Below are 21427 nucleotides of genomic sequence, written 5' to 3'. Positions count from 1 at the left end.
CCCTAGGCCGGCTCGACCGATACGCGCCAGCCCGTCCCTTGCGGGACGGCGGCGAACCTCAACGGCAAAAACTGCTGAATGACCGCGAAGTTGCTGTGCGCATGCGCGGTCAGTTCGGTACAGGTGTAGCGCGCGGGCCGGCCACGGCGCCAAACGGCCAGGGCCAGCGGCAAGGCCCACTGATCTGCCAGGTACGGCCCCAGCGCCGCATCGCTGTCCAGATAGCCGCGCAGGTCCTGCGCCAGCTCCTGGGCCACCTGTTCAGCACCCACGCCCTTGGCGCCGAAACGGGTGTAGACCTCGCAAACATGCTCATGCTCCAACGTCGCCAGCAGCGCGTTGCCCGGCCCCTCGTGCTGGCGCGCGGGCGCGACGCGCAGCTGCTCCGCGGTCCAGCCCAGCGCCTCGCCCAGATGCTCCAGTTCGCGCCGCGCGACCGCGCGCGGCAGGGCCGGCGCAAAACACTCGGCGTAGCGCGCGGCGGGCGCGCCGCGCTCGGTCAGGTCGAACGGCTCCAGCGCGTCGGCGGCAGGCCAGATCGTTACGTCGATCTCGCCGCCGCCTGCGGGGTAGAAGCCCAATCGCCGCAGATTCAGCTCCGCCCGCGCGCCGAGCCGGCCCAGCAGGGGCGCATAGCTGCGCGCCAGAAAATGGAACGGCGGCGCGGCCGGTTTATGCGTGCCGCCGCCCAGCGACAGGCGGCTGGGCGCGTCCGCCATCATCAGGGCCGGCCACAGCGTCTGCAGCAACAGCCCGCAACTGCCCGCGGTCCCCAGATGGAAACGGTAGTCGCCCGCCCGCGGTTTGCCTGGTGCGAAGCTCAGCGACTGCGAGTTCAGTTCCGCGCCCTGCGTGCAGGCGCCGCTGATCTCGGTTGCGGCGTTGACACAGCCCAGATGCTGCCGCATCAACCCGGGCTTGGCCCGCCCGGCCCGGATGCGGGTCATGGCGAACGGCTGGCCCGTGCACATGGACAGCGCCAGCGAGGTCCGCAGGAGTTGGCCGCCACCCTCTCCGGCGGCCCCGTCGACTTCTATCACTTTCATACTCTTCCAATTCTGTATCACTCGGGTCCGGCATCGAAATGCAGGACTGCATCATGCAGGCATAGTCCGACACCGGATGCGCGCTCATGATGCTTTTCCGCTTCATGTCCTTCTCCTTGGGGAACGGGGCCTGCGCCCCGCTCCGTCAACCTTTCACGCACACCACCTGCTTCAGGGTGTGCACCACTTCCACCAGGTCGCGCTGCGCCGCCATGACGGCGTCGATGTCCTTGTAGGCCATCGGGATTTCGTCGATGACGTTGGCGTCTTTTCGGCATTCCACGCCTTCTGTTGCGCGGACCTGATCCTGGACCGTATACATCTTTTTCGCCTTGGTGCGGCTCATGAGGCGGCCCGCGCCGTGGCTGCAGCTCTCGAAGCTCTCCGGGTTGCCCAAGCCGCGCACGATATAGCTGCGCGCGCCCATGCTGCCCGGAATGATGCCCAGTTCGCCGCGCTTGGCGCTGACCGCGCCCTTGCGGGTCACGAACACGTCTTCGCCGAAGTGGCGTTCGCGCTGCACGTAATTGTGGTGGCAGTTCACCGCCTCGACATGCGACTCGAAGGGCTTGGCGATGACCTTGCGCACCGTCGCGATCAGGTTTGCCATCATCACCTCGCGGTTGCGCAGCGCAAACTGCTGCGCCCACGACACCGCGCGCACATAGTGGCCGAAATACTGGGCCCCTTCCTCGAAGTAGGCCAGGTTCTCGTCCGGCAGATTGCTCTGATGGCGCTGCGCGTCCTTCTTGGCCAGCTCGATGAAATGCGTGCCGATGGCGTTGCCCACACCGCGCGAACCCGAGTGCAGCATGAACCATACGAAACCCGCCTCATCCAGGCAAACCTCGATGAAGTGATTGCCCGTGCCCAGCGTGCCCAGGTGCTTGCGGTTGTTGGTGTTGCGCAGGCGCGGATGCAGTTCGCACAAGGCATCGAACTCGTCTGCCAGCGTGGCCCAGACCAGGTCCACCGACACGGGCGGGTTCTCCCAGCTGCCCGTGTCGCGGCGCCCGCGCGGCGCCGAGCCGTGCGGCACGGCCTGCTCGATGGCCGTACGCAGCGGACCCAGGTTGTCGGGCAGGTCCTCGGCGCGCAGAGTGGTCTTGGCAGCCATCATGCCGCAGCCGATGTCCACGCCCACCGCCGCCGGGATGATGGCCTTGACGGTCGGGATCACCGATCCCACGGTTGCGCCGATACCCAGGTGCACGTCCGGCATGGCCGCGATGTGCTTGAACACGATGGGCAGGCGGGCGGCGTTCGCCAGCTGGCGCTTGGCGTCGTCTTCGACGGGCACGCCCTTGGTCCACATTTTCACCGGCACGCCGCCGGCGATTTCTTCCACGTTGTAGTTCTGATTCGACATGTTGATCTTCTGTTTTTCTATTGGACAATACTGTTGCATACGGCGAGCAACGGACGACTAGTTGGTGGGCGAGACGGACAACTTGGAATGTAGTCCCGCCCGCATTCGTCCAACCCGCCCCGGAGGAACCTCCTCCGGAGCAAGACAATGCGCGACCAGATTGGCAAGACGTAGCCTGCTCCGGTTTCCCGGCCTGGGGATTTGAACCCCGTGGCATCCGATGTAGTCCTGCCGGCATTCGCGCGTAATCGGTACATCAATTTCCTGCGGCGGCCTGCGCCGCCTACTGGACTCCCAGCGACACGGCCTCGATCTCGCCCATCCAGTGCTCGGCGCCCATCCGTCCTTCGGCAAAGATTGCCACCATCTCGAACACGGCGTCGGAAAAACCGCCCACGTTCAGGATGTCGGAACGCTCCGCCGCCTGCGTGGTCGCCTGCGGCTGAATGTCGATACACACCAGCCGCGCACGCGGGTTGCGCTGTTTCAGCGCCTCCCACTGGCGCATGGTTTCGGTCGCGCCCTGGCGCCGCGCATCCATCCAGGACTCGTTGTCCGAGACCAGGATCACCAGGTCCACCTTCGCCCGTTCCCGGTTCAGGTAAGCCAGCGGCGCGCTGCAGCTGGTGCCGCCTCCGCCGACATCAGCCAGCTTCTGGGCGTTGGTCATGACCGAATCGCGCGAATTCAGCCGCACATCGACCACGTCGCACTCGAATGGCAGCACTCGGGCGCTGCCATTCTTGCGCAGCACTGCGGCTGCCACCAAGGCCGCCACGTCGATGCAACGCACCGCCGACGTCGCCGACCCGGCCCAACCCGTTACCGCGGACTGCATCGACCCCGACACGTCGGGACACACGACGACGCGGCCGCTGAAGCGAGGCACGTTGGCGATCGCCAGCTCCATCGCGTCCTGCAGCGCACCCCGCACCACCGCCGGAACCGCCTCGCCCGTCGCTTTGAAGGCCGACATGAGCTGGTACGGCAACACCCGCGCCTGGGCCACGGCCTGCGGATCGCGCAGCTTGGCGGCAATGGCCTTCGCCATGCCCGGCAGTTCGAACACCCCGTGCCGCGCAAAGGTATTCAGGTTCTGGCGCACCATCTGCCAGGATCCGGCCCGCGCGACCTGCGCCCACTGCGCCGGCCCCATTTCGAGCGAGGTGAGCATCTGGAACGGCACGTCCGGCGGCGCGCCCGTGGCATCGCGCTTGTAGCGTTCGAACGCCTGCGTCGCGGGCGGCAGCGCAGCTTCGTCATAAGGCTTGCCGATCAGCCAGGCGAACCAGGCCGCGCGCCATGCCTCGGCAGGCTTGGGATGCACCATCTTCACCACGTCGGCGAGCGACGGCGCATTGCCCACGGCCGCGTTCAGCAACTGCTTTTCCGTGGCTTGCAGCAACCAGCGCTGCACCAGCTTCTTCGGCCGAGTGCCCAGCGACTTGCGGCCCACGGCCCCGCTACGCAGGATCTGCACGAAGTTGCGCAGCATCTTGCCGTTGTCCACCACCCGCGGGAACACCTGGGCCAGCAAGCTCAGGTCGCGCACCGCCAGGATTGCGGCCAGCAGCGCCGGCATGTCCTTCATATGGCCGGATTCGCGGGCATGGATCGCGGTCTTGGCCACGAAGGTCGGCTCCACGGCTGCGGCCAGCGCCAGCACGCGATCCAACTGATCCTGCGCCTGCGCGTAGAACGTCTGGCGCAGGCAGCCGGTAACGGCGAGCTGGGCCAGTTGATGGCGCGGGCCGAATTCGTAGGCCGGCGCCTGTTCCCGATTGGCGTCCAAGGCTGCCGGCAGCAGCGCGCCGCGCAGGGATTGGAAGAGTTGTGTGTTGACCATGGAGCGTTCTCCTTCTTACATGCGATTCGTTGTCTATGTATCCCCTTATGCAAATGGCGTGCCAACTTTGCCTGGTCGCTCGCAAATTTTCCTCAAGCCATTGATTTTTAACTACTAATTAATTTCAAAAGCTAGTGGAAAGAGAATCCCGCCTCATCGCCTCCTGAATTTATATAGAATATTAGCTAGTATTTTTATCCAAAAAACTATGCAAAAGAAGAACGTCGTCATCGGCTTCCTTGGCACCCAGCTGGATGCTGGCCAAGGCGCGGGCCGCTGGGCGAAATGGCGGCCCACGGTATCGCTGGTCCAGCACGAAGACACGCTGATCCACCGGCTCGAACTGTTCTATCCGACGCGCTACAAGGCGCTGGCCCAGGTGATGCAGCAAGACATCGCCAACCTTTCGCCCGACACCGTCGTGAACCTGATCCCGATGGACTTCGCCGATCCCTGGGATTTTGGCGAGATGTACGCGGCGCTTTACGACTGGACGCGCGGCTATCGTTTCGACCCGGAGCGCGAGCAATACTGGGCGCACATCACCACCGGCACGCACGTCGCGCAGATCTGCATGTTCCTGATGGTGGAGTCGCGCGCCATTCCTGGCGTGTTGCTGCAGACCGCGCCGCCCAGGAAGCAGGCGGGCGAAGGCCCTGGCAAGTACACGCTGATCGATCTGGACCTGTCGCGCTACGACGTGCTGGCCCGCCGCTTCAGTCAGGCGCGCGAGGACGCGCTGCAATTCCTCAAGAGCGGCATTGCCACGCGCAACAAGGCATTCAATACGCTGATCGAAGAGATAGAACGGGTGGCGGTGCGCTCGCAGGCGCCCATCCTGCTTACCGGCCCCACCGGCGCGGGCAAGTCGCACCTGGCGCGACGCATGTACGAACTGAAAAAGTCCCGTCACCAGGTCCAGGGCGAATTCGTCGAGGTAAATTGCGCCACGCTGCGCGGCGACGGCGCCGCCTCGACGCTGTTCGGCCACAAGAAAGGCGCTTTCACCGGCGCGGCCGCGGACCGGGCCGGGCTGCTGCGCACGGCCCACCAGGGCGTGCTATTCCTGGACGAAATCGGCGAACTCGGCCTGGACGAGCAGGCCATGCTGCTCAAGGCCGTGGAAGAAAAGCGCTTCCTGCCCATGGGCAGCGACCGCGAAACCAGCAGCGACTTCCAGCTGATCGCCGGCACCCACCGCGACCTGCGCGTGGACGTGGCGCAGGGGCGCTTCCGCGAAGACCTGTATGCGCGCATCAACCTGTGGTCCTATGACCTGCCCGGATTGGCGCAACGGCCCGAAGACATCGAGCCCAACGTCGACCATCTGCTCATGCTGTCCGCCGAGGAAACGGGCGCCGTGGTCCGGTTCAACGCCGAAGCGCGCACGCGCTACCTGAAGTTCGCCAAGTCGTCCGAGGCCAAATGGATCGGCAACTTCCGCGACCTGTCGGCCAGCATCACGCGGCTCGCGACGCTGGCCGACGGCGGCCGGATCCCGCTGGAGCTGGTGGAAGCCGAAATCCAGCGCCTGAACTGGCTATGGCAGCGGGGAGCGCCCGCGGACCGCGACGGCGACAAGACGCGCCTGGACGCGCTGCTGCCGGGCGACACGGCCGACGGCCTGGACCTGTTCGATCGTTTGCAGCTCCAAGCCGTCATCGGCGTGTGCCGGGAATCAGACTCGCTGTCCGAGGCGGGGCGCAAGCTGTACAACCGCTCTCGCGCGCAACGCACCGTGGTCAACGACGCTGACCGTCTACGCAAATATCTGCTGAAATTCGGCTTGAACTGGGAAAGCGTGTCGGGCCGGGAAGGCTGAAGCCGCCCAGCCCGCAACGAACAGACGCTGTCCGGCGTCTTGCTGGCGCCAACGCCAGCCTCAGCCCGCCTGCTCTTCCTGCGGCCAGTCGCGCAGCACCGGCGCGTCCGGCGCGCCAGGCCCCACGTCGCGCAGATGGTCGTGCTGCAGCAGCGCCATGCGGTAGGCGTCGCGATAGCCGCCGTTGGAAAAGAACTCTTCCTTCAACAGCCCTTCGATCTGGAAGCCGCAGCGCTCATAGATGTGCACGGCAGCGGTGTTGTCCTTGTCCACCACCAGATAGACCTTGTGCAGGTTCAGCACGCGGAAGGCATAGCCCACCGCGATGCGCGTCGCCGCCTTGGCGTAGCCCCGGCCCTGATAGCTGGGCGCGATGATGATCTGGAATTCGGCGCGGCGGTGGATGTAGTCGATTTCCACCAGCTCGACCAGGCCGGCGGGCTGCCCGGTGTCGTGCTCGATGATGAACCGCCGCTCGTTCTGGTCGTGCAAGTGGCGGTCATACAGGGCGACCAGTTCGTCGTAGGCCTCGTAAGGCTCTTCGAACCAATAACGCATGATGACGTCGTTATTGTTGATCTTGTGCACGAAGTGCAGGTCGCCACGCTCCAGGGGGCGTATTTTGATATCGGTTGTGACCGACATGGTGATACCTCCGAAAGTGCGCCCATTGTAAGCGGGCGCGGCCCGACGCGCTGGCGCTCAGCCGCCCGCGAACGCCGGCAGGCGTTGTTCGATGCGCCGCATGACCTCATTGGCGGCGGACGACAGCGGCCGCCCCAGGCGCAGCAGCGCCTGGCATTCGGGCGCACTCAGGATGGGATGCGCGATGGGAATGGCCACCAGTTCGCCGCTGGCCAGCTCATGATGCACGCCCAGGTTCGGCATCAGCGTCACGCCCGCCCCGGTCATCGCGTACTGCTTCAGTACGCGCAGCGAATTGGTGGTAAGGCTGGGCGTCAGATGGATGCGCTCCGTGAATTCCAGCAGGTCCACCGCCTGGCGCAGCCCGTAGGGCGCGGACATCAGCGCGAAGGGATAGGGCATGATGTCGGCGATGGTCAGCGGCCCGCGCCTTGCGGCCAGGGCATGGCCGCGGCCCGCCAGCAGGCAGACCGGATGCTTGCGGCTAGCGCGGCAGCGCAGCCGCGGGTCCACCGGCGGGTTGTAGGCCAGCCCGATGTGGGCCGCGTCCGAGGCCACCGCCTCGACCACCTCATTGACCGAACCGACGTTGACGCTGATGTTGATCTGCGGATACTCGATGCAGAACGGCCCGATCACGTGTTCCATCAGGCCGTCGATGAAGCCTTCGCTGATCATCAGTTGCACGTTGCCGCGCTGCATGCCGCGCAATTCCTGCAGGCGCGCGTTCAGGTGTTCCTGCTGGGCGCGGCAGCCGCGGTGGTACTCCAGCAGCATGTCGGCGGCCTCGGTGGGCGTCAGCCCGCGCGAGCGCCGCTCGAACAACTGCACGCCCAGTTCCTTTTCCAGCAGCTGGATCTGCCGGCTGATCACGGAGGCCGCGGTATCCAGCTTGTCGGCCGCGCCCCGTATCGAGCCGCAGGCCATGACCTCGTTGAAGTACTTCAGGCGGACCTGGCTGATTTCCTGCATATCCCGCGTTCCTGGGGCGCCGGGTGGCGCCGGTTGAAGGTGATTCAAGCGTTGCCCACAGGGCAACGATAATTTATCACCCCGGTCATTGTTCGGAACGCCCCTGTCTTCCAATAATGGCGGCCGCGGAAGCCACAGGGTTTCCGGCCCAACCCCAGCCAGCGCGGGCGCCAGACCCGCGCGAGGAGACATGCAATGCCCCATCCGACCACGCCGGGCGCGGACCCGCGCCTGGCCCCGCTCTATCGCAAGATCACGTGGCGCCTGCTGCCCTTCCTGCTGCTCTGTTACGTCTTTGCCTACCTGGACCGCATCAACATCGGCTTCGCCAAGCTCCAGATGCAGCAGGACATCGGCATTTCCGACGCCGTCTACGGCCTGGGCGCCGGCATCTTCTTCCTGGGCTACGTCATCTTCGAAGTACCCAGCAACCTGTTGCTGACCCGCATCGGCGCGCGCCGCACGATCAGCCGCATCATGGTGCTGTGGGGCCTGACCTCGGCCTCGATGCTGTTCGTGCAGGGTGAATGGAGCTTCTACGTCCTGCGCTTCATGCTGGGCGTGTTCGAAGCCGGCTTCGCGCCCGGCATGATCTTCTACCTGACCTACTGGTACTCGCAGTCGCGCATGGCCGGCGTCATGGCGGTGGTGATGCTGGCCGGCCCCATCGGCGGCATCGTCGGCGGCCCCGTGTCGGCCTGGATCATGACCGCGTTCTCGGGCGCGCACGGCCTGGACGGCTGGCAATGGATGTTCCTGTTGGAAGGCCTGCCCTGCGTGCTGCTGGGCGTCATCGCGTACCGCTACCTGGACGACAAGCCGGCCGAGGCCAAGTGGCTCAGCGCCGACGAAAAAGCGCTGCTGGCGGCCGACCTGGAGACCCGCGGCACGCAGCAAAAGCACGCCTTCAAGCAGGTGCTGCGCGACCCCGTCATCTACGGCATGGCCCTGACCTACTTCTGCCTGATCTGCGGCATCTATGCCGTCAGCTTCTGGCTGCCCACGCTGCTCAAGCTGGCGGGCGTGCACGACACCATGGAGATCGGCCTGTATTCCGCCATCCCCTACATCGCCGCGGCGGTCTTCATGCTGTGGTTCGCGCGCAGCTCGGACCGCATGCAGGAACGGCGCTGGCATACGCTGATTCCGGCGCTCCTGGCCGGCGTGTCCCTGTGCATCGCCACCGCCGCGCCGACGCAATTCGCGCTATCCCTGAGCGCGATCACCCTGGCCACGGGCTTCATGTGGGCCTCCTACACGGTATTCTGGGCGATTCCTTCGCAGTACCTCAAAGGAGAGGCAGCAGCCGGCGGCATCGCCCTCATCAACAGCATCGGCCTGCTCGGCGGATTCCTCAGCCCGTCCATCATCGGCTGGTCCAAGGAAGCCACGGGCACGCTGGCTGGCGGCCTGTACGTGATCTCCGCCTTGCTGGTGGCAGGCGCCTTGCTCCTGCTGGTGAACCGTCCGCCCCGTTCCGCGCCCGCCCGCGCCTGAAGTCCAACCCACAGGAAACGATCATGCATATTCTGGTTGCTGGCTTCCAGCACGAAACCAACACCTTCGCGCCGTCGCTCGCCGCCTACGACAACTTCGTGCGCGGCGAAGGATTCCCCGCCATGGTGCGCGGCAAGGACATGCTGGCGCTGCGCGAGGTCAACATCCCCGCCGGCGGCTTCATCAACGCGACGCTGGCCCAGGGCCATACGGTCGAGACCGTGATCTGGGCGGGCGCCAGCCCCTCGGCCCATGTAACCCGCGACGCCTACGAACGAATCGCCGGCGAAATCCTGGACGCGGCCCGCAACGGCAGCTACGACGCCGTCTACCTCGACCTGCACGGCGCCATGGTCGCCGAACACCTGGACGACGGTGAAGGCGAACTGCTGGCGCGCGTGCGCCAGATCGTCGGGCCCGACGTGCCGGTGATCGCCAGCCTGGACCTGCACGCCAACGTCACCGCGCAGATGCTGCAGGAAGCCGACGGCCTGGCCGCGTTCCGCACCTATCCGCATGTGGACATGGCCGACACCGGCGAGCACGCGGCGCGCCTGCTGCAGGCCCGCATCGCGGCCGGCGACAGCTGGAGCCGCAGCGAACGCCGCCTGCCTTTCCTGATTCCGATCAACGGCATGTGCACGATGCTGCAGCCGTCCAAGGGTGTGTACGAGCTGCTGGAAAACCTGGAGCAGACTCCGGGCGTGGCCTCCATCTCGTTCGCGCCCGGCTTTCCGGCTGCGGACTTCCCCGAGTGCGGCCCGGTGGTCTGGGCCTACGGCACCGATGCGGCAGCCGTCGAACGCGTGACCGAAACCCTGTACCAGCGCGTGCTGGAACTGGAGCCGCAATGGTCGCCCGACTTCCTCGATCCGTCCGAGGCCGTGCGCCGCGCGCAGGCGCTGGCGGCGGGCGCATCGCGCCCCGTGGTCATCGCCGACACGCAGGACAATCCGGGCGCTGGCGGCGACGCCAACACCACCGGCATGCTGCGCGCGCTGGTGCAGGCCGATGCCCAGAATGCCGCGCTGGGGCTGTTCTACGACCCCGAGGCGGTACGCCAGGCCACCGCGGCCGGCATCGGCGGCAAGGTCCGCCTGAGCCTGGGAGGCCAATCGGGCGTGGCGGGCGACTCCGCTTTCGAAGGCGAGTTCGTGGTCGAAACCCTGTCGCCCGGCAAGCTGCGCTTTGACGGGCCGATGATGAACGGTATGGACGTGGACCTGGAAGCCGTGGCCGGCCTGCGCATCGGCGGCGTGCGGGTGGTGGTCAGCGCCACCAAGTCGCAGATGCTGGACCGCAACCTGTTCCGCGTCGGCGGCGTGCAGCCCGAGGAGATGGCGATACTGGTGGTGAAGAGTTCCGTGCACTTCCGCGCGGACTTCCAGCCCATCGCCCACGAAGTGCTGGTGGCCAAGGCGCCCGGCCCGATGCAGGCCGACCCGGCCGACCTGCCCTGGACCCGGCTGCAGCCCGGCATCCGCGTGCGGCCGCAAGGCAAGCCGTTCTCTTACTGAACGCCCCGCCCCGCCGCCAGCCGGCGGGGTTTGCTTTCGCGCGGCGCAGTGGCAGACTGGAAGCATGAAAAAGCTCCACACGCTCGCCTATCCGCGCCTCGGCGCGTCGGACTCCGCGTTCATCGAGGAGTTCCGGCGCCAGCATGACGGCCAGCATCCGCTGGTGCAGGCGCACTTCACCATGGCATTCGGCTGCGCGGGCATCGACGAACAGGCCTACCAGCAGCACCTCGAAGAGGTCGCAGGCCTGCACGGCCCGATAGACTTCGTATGCCGTTACGCCATGCTGGGGGCCGACCCCGCGCACGCTTACGCGTACCTGGTTCCCGATGAAGGCCACAGCCAGCTGTCGCGGCTGCATGACGCCCTGTACCGCCAGGTGCTGGCGCCGACCTTGCGCCTGGACATTCCTTATGTGCCGCACATCACCATGGGGTCGTCCACCAACCGGGCACTGATGAAATCGCTGTGCGATGAATTGAACCGCAACGGACTTGAAATTCGCGGCACGGTCGACAAGTTGACGATGGCTGTCCTGGAAAATGGCGTGCTGACGGACCTGACTTCGGCCCGGCTTTCCGGCTGAGGGGCCAGGCGCCGCCTGCCCCGCCCGCCCCCGCTCACTACTTCAGCTTGCCCTGCGGACTGACGAAGTCTTCCAGCGTCAGCCCCTTTTCCTTCAGGATGGCTTCCAGCAGCGGCTGCAGCTTGCCCAGGCTTTCCTGCACGGTTTCGCGCACGGTATCGACCACCACCTGGGTGCTGCGTTCGATCTCGATGTTGACGAAATCGCCCACCTGCTTGTCCTCGAACACCGTCATGCGGCGGGTTTCCGGAATCAGCCAGACCTCGAACCAGCCCTCGGCGCGGTTGACCTCCGATACGGTCAGGCTGGCGCCGTTGATGGCGATATAGCCCTTGGCGAAGACATACTTGCGGAATGCCTCGGGGATGCTGAAGCGCATCAGGCGGTTGGTATCGGACGACTTCACCATCACCACTTCAGAGGTGAAATCCACGTGCCCGGACAAGGGATGGCCGCCGATCTCGGCGCCGTCCTTGGCGGCCCGCTCGACGTTGGCGCGGTCGCCCTCCTGGTAGCTGCCCAGGGTGGTGATGGCCAGGCTTTGCAGCATGACGTCGAAAGTGGCCTGGTTCTCGGACAGGATTTCCGTGACGGTCAGGCAGACGCCATCGGTGGACACGCTGGCGCCAATGGCCAGGTCCACGCAAAAACCAGGGGGGAAATCCAGCGTGAAAGTGCGCAGGCCTTCGCGATCCGCGATCTTGGCGATCTTCGCGGTGCCTTGAACAATACCGGTGAACATACGGATCCTGAATGCGGGGCGGCGCCCCTGAAGCAAAACATCAACGTTAACCGATATTTTGCCAGGGGCCGGGCCGCCCGCAAGCCGGGATCAGTGGCGGATGGCGATCGTCTTCAGGGTGGTGAAGCCGTACAGCGCTTCAAAGCCCTTCTCGCGGCCATAGCCTGACTGGCGCGAACCGCCGAAAGGCAGCTCCACGCCGCCGCCAGCGCCGTAGTTGTTGATGAAGACTTGACCTGCGCGCAGCTTGCGCGCCAGGCGCAGCTGGCGGCCGCCGTCGCGGGTCCAGACGCCGGCCACCAGGCCGTACAGCGTGCCGTTGGCGATTTCCAGCGCCTCTTCCTCGGTGTCGAACACCATGGCGGCCAGCACCGGGCCGAAGACTTCTTCCTGCGCCAGGCGGCTGTTGGGCGGCACGTCGCGGAACAGCACGGGCGGTTGGTAGAAACCGGCCTCGGGCGTGCCTTCCTTCAATTTGCCGCGGGCCGCGACCTTCATGCCTTCAGCTTCGGCTTCAGCCAGGAAGCCGCGCACGCGGTCCTGCTGGCGCGCGTTGATCAGGGGGCCCACGTCCAGGTCGGCCGCGGCCGGACCGGTAACGGTGGCCGAGAACGCGTCGGACAGGCGCTTGAGCACCGTTTCGTACACGCCGCGCTGGATCAGCACGCGGCTGCCGGCCGAGCAGGTCTGGCCCGCGTTCTGGATGATGGCGGCCAGCAGCACCGGCATGGCGGCGTCCAGGTCGGCATCGTCGAACACGATCTGGGGCGACTTGCCGCCCAGTTCCAGCGTGACCGGCACGTGGTTTTCGGCGGCGGCATGCGCCACCATCTTGCCCGTCTGCGGCGAACCGGTGAAGGAGATGTGGTCGATGCCCGGGTGGGCGGACAGCGCCGCGCCGGCTTCATGGCCATAGCCCGTGCAGATGTTCAAGGCGCCGGCCGGCAGGCCGACCTCGGCCGCGATCTCCGCCAGCTTCAAGAGCGACAGGCAGGCGTCTTCCGCGGGCTTGACCACGCAGGCGTTGCCCGCGGCCAGGGCCGCGCCGACGCTGCGCCCGAAGATCTGCAGCGGATAGTTCCAGGGCACGATGTGGCCGGTGACGCCGTGAGCTTCGCGCACCGTCAGCACGGTGAAGCCCGGGGTGTAGGGAATGGTCTCGCCATGCAGCTTGTCGACCGCGCCGGCATAGAACTCGAAGTAGCGGGCAACGGCGGCGGCGTCGGCGCGCGCCTGCTTGATCGGCTTGCCGGTGTCGGCCGATTCCAGCTGCGCCAGCTCTTCCTGACGCTCCAGCAGCGCAAAGGCGATACGCATCAAGAGGCGGCTGCGCGCAGCGGGCGCCATCTGGCCCCACTCGCCTTCAAAAGCCTCGCGCGCCGCAGTCACGGCACGGTCCACGTCCGCCGCGCCCGAACGCGCGATCGCCTCGAAGGGCTTGCCATCGGACGGGTTCAGGACGGGAATGGTTTCACCGGTGGCGGCGGCCACCCATTGGTTGGCGATAAAGTTCTTCTGAGTCACGATGTGCGGAGTAAAGTAGCGGCCGAACGGCCGGTTGCGGGGATATGGCGTCGCGCGCGGGTTGCGTTTTGGTTTCGGATCAAGGTACGGGAGCGCGCCGCAACTTGTCAATTGAATTGACAGCTTTTGTCCCAAGAGTCAGGATATTTCCCGGCCACCTCGGGTAATCCCTAATAATTCAGCGGCTTAACGCCACCCCGGATTTGTCATGGTGACTGACAAGCCCGGCAATGCATGTAGGAATGACGATGAGCAATGTGCGGGATCCACAGCTGGAATCGCTGCTGCAAGCCGTGGACCGCCCCCGTCCTGAATTGGACGTGCTGGCGGAAGTGGCTTCGGGCCTGGGCTACGTGCGCGCCGAACGCTTTGCCGAGCGCGTCTACGAAAGCCTGTTCTATGCCATTGCCACCGGCAAGATCGCGCCCGGCAACAAGCTGCCAACGGAACTGGAGCTGGCCGCGCTGTTCGAGGTATCGCGGCCGGTGGTGCGGCAGGCGCTGGATCGGCTGCGCGAAGACCAATTGGTGGACTCCATCCGCGGCTCGGGCACCTATGTGCGCGCAAAGCCCGACCTGATGGGCGGCATGCCCGCGGTCGACCCGGCGCGCCGCGTCGGCCATATCCTGGAAGGCCTGGAACTGCGCATGGTGATCGAGCCCGAATGCGCCTACCTGGCTGCGCTGCGCCGCACCGACGAAGACCTGCGCGAAATGGACCGCATGCTGACCGGCTACGAAGAAGCCGACGCTTCCGGCGCCATCGCCCACCATCACGATTACGGATTCCACCGCGCCATCGCCGCGGCCACCAGCAACCAGCGCTTCGTGCAGGTGCTGAAATCCCTGGAGTACGACGTCAGCCACGCCGTGAACGTCATGCGCCACCTGGTCCACAGCGAACCCTGGAAGCGCACCCGCGCCGCCATCGAAGAACACCGCCACATCTACCGGCTGATCCAGGAACAGGACGCCGAAGGCGCGCGCAACGTCATGCGCGCCCATATTGAAAAAGCCCGCAGCCGCATGCTGAACAGCGGCTCGGAACATTGAGCAGGAAGCCTTAACCACATGTCATCGCAACAACGCCCCTCCCTGGACCTGAACCAGCAGCTCGTCGTCGTCACCGGCGCCAGCCGCGGCCTGGGCGCCGCCATCGCCCGCGCCTTCCTGCGCGAAGGCGCCAAGGTCGTCGTCAACTATCTGAACAGCGCCGAACGCGCGCAGGCACTGGCCGCCAGTGCGCCTGACCGCGCCATCGCGCTGCAGGCCGACGTGCGCGACCCGGCCGCCGTCGCCGCCATGTTCGCGCAAGCCGCCAAGCATTTCGGCCAGCCCGTGACCACCGTCGTCAACAACGCCCTGCCCGCCTTCCAGTTCAACGGCGATGCCCGTCCGCATGCCGGCGCGCTGGACTGGACGCAGATGAACGCGCAGCTGGAAGGCAGCGTGCGCGCCGCGCTCAACACCACGCAGGCCGCTCTGCCCGCCATGCGGACCGCTGGCGGCGGGCGCATCATCAACGTGGGCACCAACCTGGTCCAGAACCCGGTGGTGCCGTACCACGACTACACCGCGGCCAAGGCGGCGCTGCTGGCCTTCACCCGCACCTTGTCGCATGAACTGGGCGCGGACGGCATCACCGTCAATATGGTGTCGGGAGGCTTGCTGCGCACCACCGACGCCTCGGCGGCCACGCCGGACGCGGTCTTCGACATGATTGCCGCGGGCACGCCGCTGCGCGAAGTCACCACGCCCGAGCAATTCGCCGACGCCGTGCTGTTCTTCGCCAGCCCCTGGTCGCGCGCGGTGACGGGCCAGAACCTGATCGTCGACGGCGGACTGGTGAAGGGTTGAGCCGCGCTGCGCCAACACGGCGCGCCGCGCGCTATGCCTGCAATCGTCTCGCGCTGATTTCCACTGCGGCGTACTTGATGCCCTTGAGCGCGGCGTCCTCGCTCACGAAGGCGGAATCGCCCACGCCTATCCGCGTCCATTCGCGGCCTGGCGCGGTGCGCACCCAGGCTTCGTAGCCTTGCTGCGACGCAAGCGGCCTGAGTTCGTATTCGAGCTGATGCCCGTTGAGCCTGATCACTCCGGTTCTCATTGTTTTCTCCCCGGCGCCTCAACGCTGGCCCGCGATGGCGCAGGCGCGCATCAGGATGTGCCCAGGCCCCGCGGGCGTTGCGCGGTAGTCCTGCGCCCGCACCACTTCTGACACGCGCTGTCCGTCCGCCATCCATTGGCGGGCGACGCTGACGACATCGGTGAACTCGGGTTGCGGCCCGTCCAGCAACCAGCCGACGATGGGGACGCCAGGCATGACAGCCACACCAGGAGAAACCTGATCCAAATCAAGGGGCTTCATACTCCTCTCCGTTCAGGGAACTGTAGGGAGCGTAGACGCCGGGTCAATTCTCAGGCATTAGAAAACCGCAAAAAATAGAACATTTTGTGTATTCCCCGCCAGCGGCGCGGAGCAATCATCCCTGGCTGAGCACGCCACGCCGGGTGGAAATAAAAATTCACACATAAACTATCTGGGTGGCGCCGAGGAACGGCTGCCTCTCATTGCGCGGCAGCCAGCTCGGCGGGCGCCAAGGTCGCCGGATCGCGCGCAACCGTCGTTTCGATTGCCACGATCTGGCCGTTCTCCATCCGTATCAGGCGGTCGGCCAGATGGAAATAGCGGTCGTCGTGGGAGATCACCAGCACCGCCTTGCCGCGGGCCCGCAACTCCGGCAGCAATTCGCGGTAGAACACGTCCTTGAACAGCGGGTCCTGATCGGCCGCCCATTCGTCGAACAACAGGAAAGGCCGATTCTCCAGGTACGCGACCACCAGGGCCAGGCGCTTGCGCTGCCCCTGCGACAGGGCTTGCGTGGTGAAGGCCCCGTCGCGCACCTGCACCTTGTGCTGCAAACGCAGCTTTTCAAGCAAGGCGTTGCCCTGCGCGTCCAGTTCGGCGGACGCGGCATCGAGCGTATGTTCGAACAGGTGAAAGTCAGAAAAAATGGCCGAAAACGTCTGGCGATAGCGATCACGGCTGCGGTCGTCCACCGGCTCGCCATTGAGCAGGATGGCGCCCTGCTCCGGCCGATATAGCCCGGCAAGCAGTTTGGCCAGCGAGGTCTTGCCGCTGCCGTTCCCCCCGACCAGATAGGTGATCTGACCCGGCGAAAAATCCAGGTCTACGGGCCCCAGGGTGAACATGTCGTCAGCCCCTTCGTGGTAATAGCGATGACAAACGCCCCGCAGCGCCACCCTCGTCAAACCCGGTGTAGTCGCGGGGGCGCCATCGCCCTCATCATGTTCAAGCTGCGAGGTGATTTCGTCGATGCGCGCACCCGACACCTGAGCCAGATTGGCGCGCGGCAAGGCGATCAACAGATTTTCCAGGGGCCCCACGATGTAGACGAAGATCAGCGCGAAGCCGGTCATGACGCTGGCGCGGTCGGGCACATCGCCCACCAGCGCGAACAAGGTCAAGCCGATAAAGCCGTAGAGCAGGAAATTGCCCCAGGCCGACGACACCAGAAAGATCGACATGCCCAGCGCGCGTTCGCGTCGCACGGTCTCGATGGAGCGGCCCAACACGTCGTCGGCAAAGCGGCGGCGCTTGACGGCGTGCAGACGCAGTTCCTTGGCCCCCTCCACCAGCGAACGGAAATGGCCGAACAAGCGGTCCTGCTCCTTGGAAGCCACCTCCAAATGCCGGATCGCGCGCAGATGCGCCAGATGGTACCCAAGAGAACCGAGCCCGATGACGGCTACCGCCGCCAGAAACACCTGCCAGGATAGCCATGCCATATAGGCCAGGCATCCCGCCACGATGATGGCGTTGACCAGGATCGTCGGAAAGCTCACAAAGAACTCGGCCACCCGCGCGCTGTGTTCCGACAGGGCCGATTGCACCTTGGGACCGCCGATCTCTTCCAGCCGCCGGTAATCCGCGGCGACAACCCGCGCCGAGATGAAGCGCCGAAGGTCGGCATGGGCGCGTTGGTTCAACCGCTCGAACAGCACCGAGGCCGTCATCTGGCTCAGCATGGCCGCCACCGCGAAGGCCGCGAAGCGCCATGCCAGCGCCGCGCGCTCCGCCGAAGAGGCCGCGGTCAAGGCCGCATTGATCTGAGTGAGCAGCAGCACGCCGCACACGCCCTGGGCAATGCTGGCCAATGCCGCGGCCATCAGCAGCTTGCGCGACTGTCGAATCAGGTAAGAAAGCAAGGGAATCGCCTCGGACTGGGATGGAGAGGGACGCGGGCACGGCTCGCGCGGCCATGGCTTCGGGAACCATCTACACCTAGACGAGCGGCGCGGCCATATGTTTACGTGAGCGACGCGCCAACGGCATCAAGGAAGCAGCCGCAACCGCTCCAGCGCAGGATCCCGCTCGATCTCCCCCTCATTGAATGGGAAAGACAGCCAAGCCTTGCGGGCGTACCGCAGCACGGGCCCCCAGCCCTGACCGTTGGCCACCGCGTTCTCATCCTGGCCGTGCGCCAGCAGCGTATGCGCCTGCACGCCGGACGGGCTGAAACGCACGACCTGAAGATAGCTGTTGCCCAGGGTGTCCGGGCCCATCCGGTCACCGCGATCTTCATTGCAAGCCACGGTGAAATAGCCCGCCGAGTCGCATCCGCCATAGAGCGGAAGGTGTCTCCCGCCGCTGGTCACAAAGCGGCGCGTTCCCAGCGCGCCATCCAACAGCCAACCCTTGTCGCTGAACTCGAGCACGGTCGCCGCCAATGCCCGGGCCGCCGCGCCCCGCCCCGCGCGCGGCTCGCGAGGAGTTTCCAGCGGCGATTCGCTGGCAAACGCCACCTCATAAAGATCGTCCGCCTGAATCCGTTCCAAGCGGGCCCAAAGCGCCTCCCACAGCAAGGCGCCCCGGTCATGCGCATCAGCCTTGTTCGGCCAACGACGCAGGATTTCGCACGCTGGCGCTATGTCGACCTTTTGCGAGACCGACTCCCCTTTACGCAATGCTCCCGGCTCCCCAGCCGCCAACGCATCGGCATCCAGCTCGACCTCCGACCGCACGCAAGCCTGGACCAGCACCTCGTCCTTGAACAACTCGGCGGCATGGTTCCTGGGCGCGAGCACCTCCCGCATCAGTCGCCGGCTCAGGGCTTCCGAGGACTCGGCCTTGTCTTGAATCAGGTCGAGCGCCATGCGGTGCCCCAGTCTCCCCCGCAGCCCCAGCGGCTGGCGCTCTCCGCCCAACACCGCCGCGTATCCCTCCAGCGGCTGGGCGACATTGCTGAGCCAGTAGCTGTCGTTCATGTTCGCCACATAGTCCTCACGCAGCAGCGAAGGCATTGCCGCAGCCGGCATCGCGCCGGCCTGCGCCGCCGCCGGATCCGACTGCCATTCGCAATCCGAACGGCTGCCGTCGAGAACCGGCGTGATAGGGTCCACGCTGGCGAACGCTTCCGCCAGCGCCGTGACGCACGCTTTGCGCAGCGCATCCGGAACATTTGGCGCCGCGCCGACGTCTCCAAACCAGACCCGGCCGGCCCCACGCCCCTCGCCACGACCTATCGCCACCGTGTTGACCCAGGGAATAGCCGCCTCGCGGCGTTGGATGCCGATGAAGTCGTCCAGCGACTTCGCCTGGTTCCAGTAGAAGAAATTGCGAAAGATGCGAAAGTTGTCGGCGTTCACATCGCGGATCGCCAAGGCGTGCGCCGTGCCCCAGCCAAATGCCGCGTGGTGTCCGCCCAGATCCACCACCGGCCCGTATCGGGTCCGGTAGAAGGTACGCGTCAGGCGCCGCTGACTTCCGTCTTCCGCGCGCACCTCGACGGCGACTTCGCGCGTCGTCATCGCCTCCATCTTGCCGTCGACTAGGTAGCGCGTCGGATCCGCCGCATCCAGCGCCAGGTCGAACAATCCGAAGCGGCGCGCCTGCGACACCGTATGGCTCCAGGCCACATCGCGGTTGAAACCTATCATGACTATCGGCAAGCCCAGAAAGGCCACGCCCGCCACGTCGAGCTTCCCAGGAATCGTCAGCTGCATCTGGTAGAAGCGATCCGGCCCGCCCCAATACCAGTGCGGGTTGCCGAACAGCACCGCGCCGTCGCCGCCGGTGGCCGCGCTTCCAAAGGCCAGTACATTGCTGCCGATGCCGGGCTGCGCACCGATGGTTTGAGCCAACCGGCTGCGCAACGCGGCGCGTCCGCCCGCCCCTTCCTGCGGCACGGCAGCGGGATCAGCGGGCCTGGAGTTGGCCATCTCTGTGACGAACTTGGCATAACCGGCGGCGATCTGGGCCGCATACATGCGCCGATGGACGTCGTCCGCCGAAATATCGCGCACCCAGGGCTGATTCAGACAAGGACGGCCGACCGCCAACGCCCGACCGGCGCGGACATCGGCCAGGTAACGGTTGTAGCCCGCGGCGAACCCTTCGACGAGCTGGTTCAGTTCGGGCGGCTCCTGCTCCCGATAGCGGGCCAGGACCTCTCCATCGGCGTAGGCGCGAAAGAAAAAATCCAGATCGACGTTCTTCGGCCGCCCGAAGGTGGAGTCCCGCACCGGCCGCTCTTCGGCGCCGAAGAACCACGCCCGCCTGCCCTCGTAGGTCACGAACGCTTCGGCCAGGGTGCACAGCGCATCCTGGGCCTGCGCGTAGCCGACGCCGACGCCGAGCCCTAGCCAGCTTTCCGCGCGAACATGAGGGATACCATCGGTGGTGCGTCGAATCTCGACGCCTGTTGCTTGCGCTCGAACTCCAGGTTCATCCGCCTTTGCATGGGCGCCGCCGGCCAGCGCCAACGCACCGCCCAGCATCAATCTCCAGACACACGCAATGATCTGGCGCCGTTTCGCCGCAAACCGGTACGCGAAGCCCATCCTTCAAATCCTTCCTGTAGGTATGGCGCGCCGATGCCGACCATCCGGCTTCGGCGCCCTGAGGCGTCATGCCGCCAGCATCGCCGCCATATGCGCCAGCCCCTGGCGCAGGGCCGGAAACAGGCTGTTGTTGAAGTTGTTCCAGCGCAGTTCCAGGATCGTGTCCCGCGGGTCGATGCGCGTATTGAGCACGTCCAGAATCACTTCGCCTGAATCGATGCCATTGTCGACGTAGTGAAACGACGCTCCGGTCATGTCCACCACCGGCACCTGCTTCGTTTCGCCGGTCTGCCAATCCACGACCTTCTGTCCGCGAGCCCCATGCAAGGCGTCGAGCGTCGCGCAGGCTCCCCGTCGCTCATAGGGTGATTCGATCCTGGTGATGCCAGGGTGGATGTTGACGATCTTCCGATGGAACGGCGCACCAGGGCGCACCAGTTCGTCCAGTATGACCAGCAGGCCATCGAGCACCACCAGTTCGGCGCCCAGGACCAGCAGTTTGTCCAGCAGGCGCGCCTCGAAGGTGCGCTTACCAGCGGGCCGGTCCGCCGCGTCCAGCGGCAGCCGCCGATAGGTCGATGGAACCGAACAGAGCAGGTCGTTCACCCGCCGCCCACCCGCCTCGAGCGCAGGCGGATAGAACCATTGCCCGCCGGGCCGCCATGAAAAACCATAGTCCCCCACGCTCTCGCGGTCCCGGACCGAGCCCTCGTCGTCGTCGAAGATGACCGCTTCCAACGAATAGGCATCCCCCAGCTCGGTCCCGTTCAAGGTTTCAGCCAGGTACTCCAGCGGCGACTTCATATAGCGCCGCCCGCCCTTGTACTCAATGTGCTGCCCGGCCCTGTCGGCCGCGGCATTTCTCAAGGACCAAACGTAAACCAGCTTCGTCTTCGTCATCTGCGCCAATAGAAAGAAGATTTGAAAAGCCACAAGACCCCGCACGCCACGCAAACAAGACGAAATAACCACTCGCTTGTTTAGCAGCAACTTCCCGG

Annotated in this window: 18 protein-coding genes; 6 read left to right on the top strand and 12 right to left on the bottom strand. The window is 65.7% G+C overall.

Features of this window, described 5'->3' with window-relative positions; genetic code table 11:
* Positions 1–2 precede the first annotated feature (2 nt).
* The 3 genes from rtcA to IB259_RS02140 form a co-directional block, all read right to left on the bottom strand.
* The gene (gene rtcA / locus IB259_RS02150) at positions 3–1046 is read right to left on the bottom strand and encodes an RNA 3'-terminal phosphate cyclase (protein WP_192327312.1); all 1044 of its coding nucleotides are present in this window, start codon (positions 1044–1046) and stop codon (positions 3–5) included.
* A 145-nt stretch (positions 1047–1191) separates the two neighbouring features.
* Positions 1192–2415, bottom strand: a complete 1224-nt coding sequence (locus IB259_RS02145; protein ID WP_192327309.1) for an RtcB family protein — start codon at positions 2413–2415, stop codon at positions 1192–1194.
* 283 nt (positions 2416–2698) lie between these two features.
* Positions 2699–4261, bottom strand: a complete 1563-nt coding sequence (locus IB259_RS02140) for an RNA-binding protein (RefSeq protein ID WP_175162617.1) — start codon at positions 4259–4261, stop codon at positions 2699–2701.
* 208 nt (positions 4262–4469) lie between these two features.
* Between IB259_RS02140 and rtcR the strand changes: the two genes are divergently transcribed.
* The gene (gene rtcR, locus IB259_RS02135; RefSeq protein ID WP_175162615.1) at positions 4470–6083 is read left to right on the top strand and encodes an RNA repair transcriptional activator RtcR; all 1614 of its coding nucleotides are present in this window, start codon (positions 4470–4472) and stop codon (positions 6081–6083) included.
* Positions 6084–6143: 60 nt separating this feature from the next.
* On the opposite strand, the gene speG is transcribed toward rtcR, so the two are convergent.
* Entirely contained in the window at positions 6144–6728 is a 585-nt protein-coding gene (gene speG, locus IB259_RS02130) for a spermidine N1-acetyltransferase (protein ID WP_013393257.1), read from the bottom strand.
* A 57-nt stretch (positions 6729–6785) separates the two neighbouring features.
* Positions 6786–7700: a LysR family transcriptional regulator gene (locus tag IB259_RS02125; RefSeq protein WP_175162613.1), complete on the bottom strand. Its 915-nt coding sequence runs from the start codon at positions 7698–7700 to the stop codon at positions 6786–6788.
* Positions 7701–7895: 195 nt separating this feature from the next.
* Between IB259_RS02125 and IB259_RS02120 the strand changes: the two genes are divergently transcribed.
* The 3 genes from IB259_RS02120 to IB259_RS02110 all read left to right on the top strand — a co-directional run bounded on the left by IB259_RS02120 (position 7896) and on the right by IB259_RS02110 (position 11300).
* Entirely contained in the window at positions 7896–9197 is a 1302-nt protein-coding gene (locus tag IB259_RS02120) for an MFS transporter (protein ID WP_175162611.1), read from the top strand.
* A 23-nt stretch (positions 9198–9220) separates the two neighbouring features.
* The gene (locus IB259_RS02115; protein WP_192327306.1) at positions 9221–10714 is read left to right on the top strand and encodes a M81 family metallopeptidase; all 1494 of its coding nucleotides are present in this window, start codon (positions 9221–9223) and stop codon (positions 10712–10714) included.
* 64 nt (positions 10715–10778) lie between these two features.
* Positions 10779–11300, top strand: a complete 522-nt coding sequence (locus IB259_RS02110) for a 2'-5' RNA ligase family protein (protein WP_054456560.1) — start codon at positions 10779–10781, stop codon at positions 11298–11300.
* A gap of 37 nt (positions 11301–11337) precedes the next feature.
* On the opposite strand, the gene IB259_RS02105 is transcribed toward IB259_RS02110, so the two are convergent.
* Positions 11338–12042 carry a riboflavin synthase subunit alpha gene (locus tag IB259_RS02105; protein ID WP_192327303.1) on the bottom strand — a complete coding sequence of 235 codons (705 nt, stop codon included), beginning with the start codon at positions 12040–12042 and terminating at the stop codon, positions 11338–11340.
* Between the two features lie 90 nt (positions 12043–12132).
* The gene (locus IB259_RS02100; protein WP_119449139.1) at positions 12133–13569 is read right to left on the bottom strand and encodes an aldehyde dehydrogenase family protein; all 1437 of its coding nucleotides are present in this window, start codon (positions 13567–13569) and stop codon (positions 12133–12135) included.
* Positions 13570–13814: 245 nt separating this feature from the next.
* On the opposite strand from IB259_RS02100, the gene IB259_RS02095 reads away from it, so the two are divergent.
* Positions 13815–14618, top strand: coding sequence for a FadR/GntR family transcriptional regulator (locus IB259_RS02095; protein ID WP_054456557.1), 804 nt, complete (start codon positions 13815–13817; stop codon positions 14616–14618).
* A gap of 18 nt (positions 14619–14636) precedes the next feature.
* Complete coding sequence (locus tag IB259_RS02090; RefSeq protein ID WP_175162609.1) at positions 14637–15422, top strand: 3-oxoacyl-ACP reductase; 786 nt, start codon at positions 14637–14639, stop codon at positions 15420–15422.
* 31 nt (positions 15423–15453) lie between these two features.
* On the opposite strand, the gene IB259_RS02085 is transcribed toward IB259_RS02090, so the two are convergent.
* The 5 genes from IB259_RS02085 to IB259_RS02065 form a co-directional block, all read right to left on the bottom strand.
* Complete coding sequence (locus tag IB259_RS02085; RefSeq protein WP_125472666.1) at positions 15454–15672, bottom strand: hypothetical protein; 219 nt, start codon at positions 15670–15672, stop codon at positions 15454–15456.
* Positions 15673–15690: 18 nt separating this feature from the next.
* Entirely contained in the window at positions 15691–15933 is a 243-nt protein-coding gene (locus IB259_RS02080) for a hypothetical protein (RefSeq protein ID WP_054456554.1), read from the bottom strand.
* Between the two features lie 200 nt (positions 15934–16133).
* Complete coding sequence (locus IB259_RS02075) at positions 16134–17795, bottom strand: cyclic peptide export ABC transporter (protein ID WP_192327302.1); 1662 nt, start codon at positions 17793–17795, stop codon at positions 16134–16136.
* Positions 17796–17921: 126 nt separating this feature from the next.
* The gene (locus IB259_RS02070; protein ID WP_225596761.1) at positions 17922–20429 is read right to left on the bottom strand and encodes a penicillin acylase family protein; all 2508 of its coding nucleotides are present in this window, start codon (positions 20427–20429) and stop codon (positions 17922–17924) included.
* A gap of 66 nt (positions 20430–20495) precedes the next feature.
* Positions 20496–21329, bottom strand: a complete 834-nt coding sequence (locus IB259_RS02065; RefSeq protein ID WP_192327298.1) for a N(5)-hydroxyornithine transformylase PvdF — start codon at positions 21327–21329, stop codon at positions 20496–20498.
* Positions 21330–21427 lie beyond the last annotated feature (98 nt).

This window comes from Achromobacter sp. ACM04 (assembly GCF_014851465.1).
Lineage (GTDB): Bacteria > Pseudomonadota > Gammaproteobacteria > Burkholderiales > Burkholderiaceae_B > Achromobacter > Achromobacter aegrifaciens.
This window is presented reverse-complemented; position numbering and strand designations above follow the sequence as displayed.

Excerpts from the sequence above, each read along its gene's own strand:
- IB259_RS02090 (WP_175162609.1), top strand. The coding sequence starts at position 14,637 with ATGTCATCGCAACAACGCCCCTCCCTGGACCTGAACCAGCAGCTCGTC.
- IB259_RS02140 (WP_175162617.1), bottom strand. The coding sequence starts at position 4,261 with ATGGTCAACACACAACTCTTCCAATCCCTGCGCGGCGCGCTGCTGCCG.
- IB259_RS02065 (WP_192327298.1), bottom strand. The coding sequence starts at position 21,329 with ATGACGAAGACGAAGCTGGTTTACGTTTGGTCCTTGAGAAATGCCGCG.
- IB259_RS02070 (WP_225596761.1), bottom strand. The coding sequence starts at position 20,429 with ATGGGCTTCGCGTACCGGTTTGCGGCGAAACGGCGCCAGATCATTGCG.
- IB259_RS02125 (WP_175162613.1), bottom strand. The coding sequence starts at position 7,700 with ATGCAGGAAATCAGCCAGGTCCGCCTGAAGTACTTCAACGAGGTCATG.
- IB259_RS02110 (WP_054456560.1), top strand. The coding sequence starts at position 10,779 with ATGAAAAAGCTCCACACGCTCGCCTATCCGCGCCTCGGCGCGTCGGAC.
- IB259_RS02145 (WP_192327309.1), bottom strand. The coding sequence starts at position 2,415 with ATGTCGAATCAGAACTACAACGTGGAAGAAATCGCCGGCGGCGTGCCG.
- IB259_RS02080 (WP_054456554.1), bottom strand. The coding sequence starts at position 15,933 with ATGAAGCCCCTTGATTTGGATCAGGTTTCTCCTGGTGTGGCTGTCATG.
- IB259_RS02095 (WP_054456557.1), top strand. The coding sequence starts at position 13,815 with ATGAGCAATGTGCGGGATCCACAGCTGGAATCGCTGCTGCAAGCCGTG.
- IB259_RS02105 (WP_192327303.1), bottom strand. The coding sequence starts at position 12,042 with ATGTTCACCGGTATTGTTCAAGGCACCGCGAAGATCGCCAAGATCGCG.
- IB259_RS02120 (WP_175162611.1), top strand. The coding sequence starts at position 7,896 with ATGCCCCATCCGACCACGCCGGGCGCGGACCCGCGCCTGGCCCCGCTC.
- rtcR (WP_175162615.1), top strand. The coding sequence starts at position 4,470 with ATGCAAAAGAAGAACGTCGTCATCGGCTTCCTTGGCACCCAGCTGGAT.
- IB259_RS02115 (WP_192327306.1), top strand. The coding sequence starts at position 9,221 with ATGCATATTCTGGTTGCTGGCTTCCAGCACGAAACCAACACCTTCGCG.
- rtcA (WP_192327312.1), bottom strand. The coding sequence starts at position 1,046 with ATGAAAGTGATAGAAGTCGACGGGGCCGCCGGAGAGGGTGGCGGCCAA.
- IB259_RS02085 (WP_125472666.1), bottom strand. The coding sequence starts at position 15,672 with ATGAGAACCGGAGTGATCAGGCTCAACGGGCATCAGCTCGAATACGAA.
- speG (WP_013393257.1), bottom strand. The coding sequence starts at position 6,728 with ATGTCGGTCACAACCGATATCAAAATACGCCCCCTGGAGCGTGGCGAC.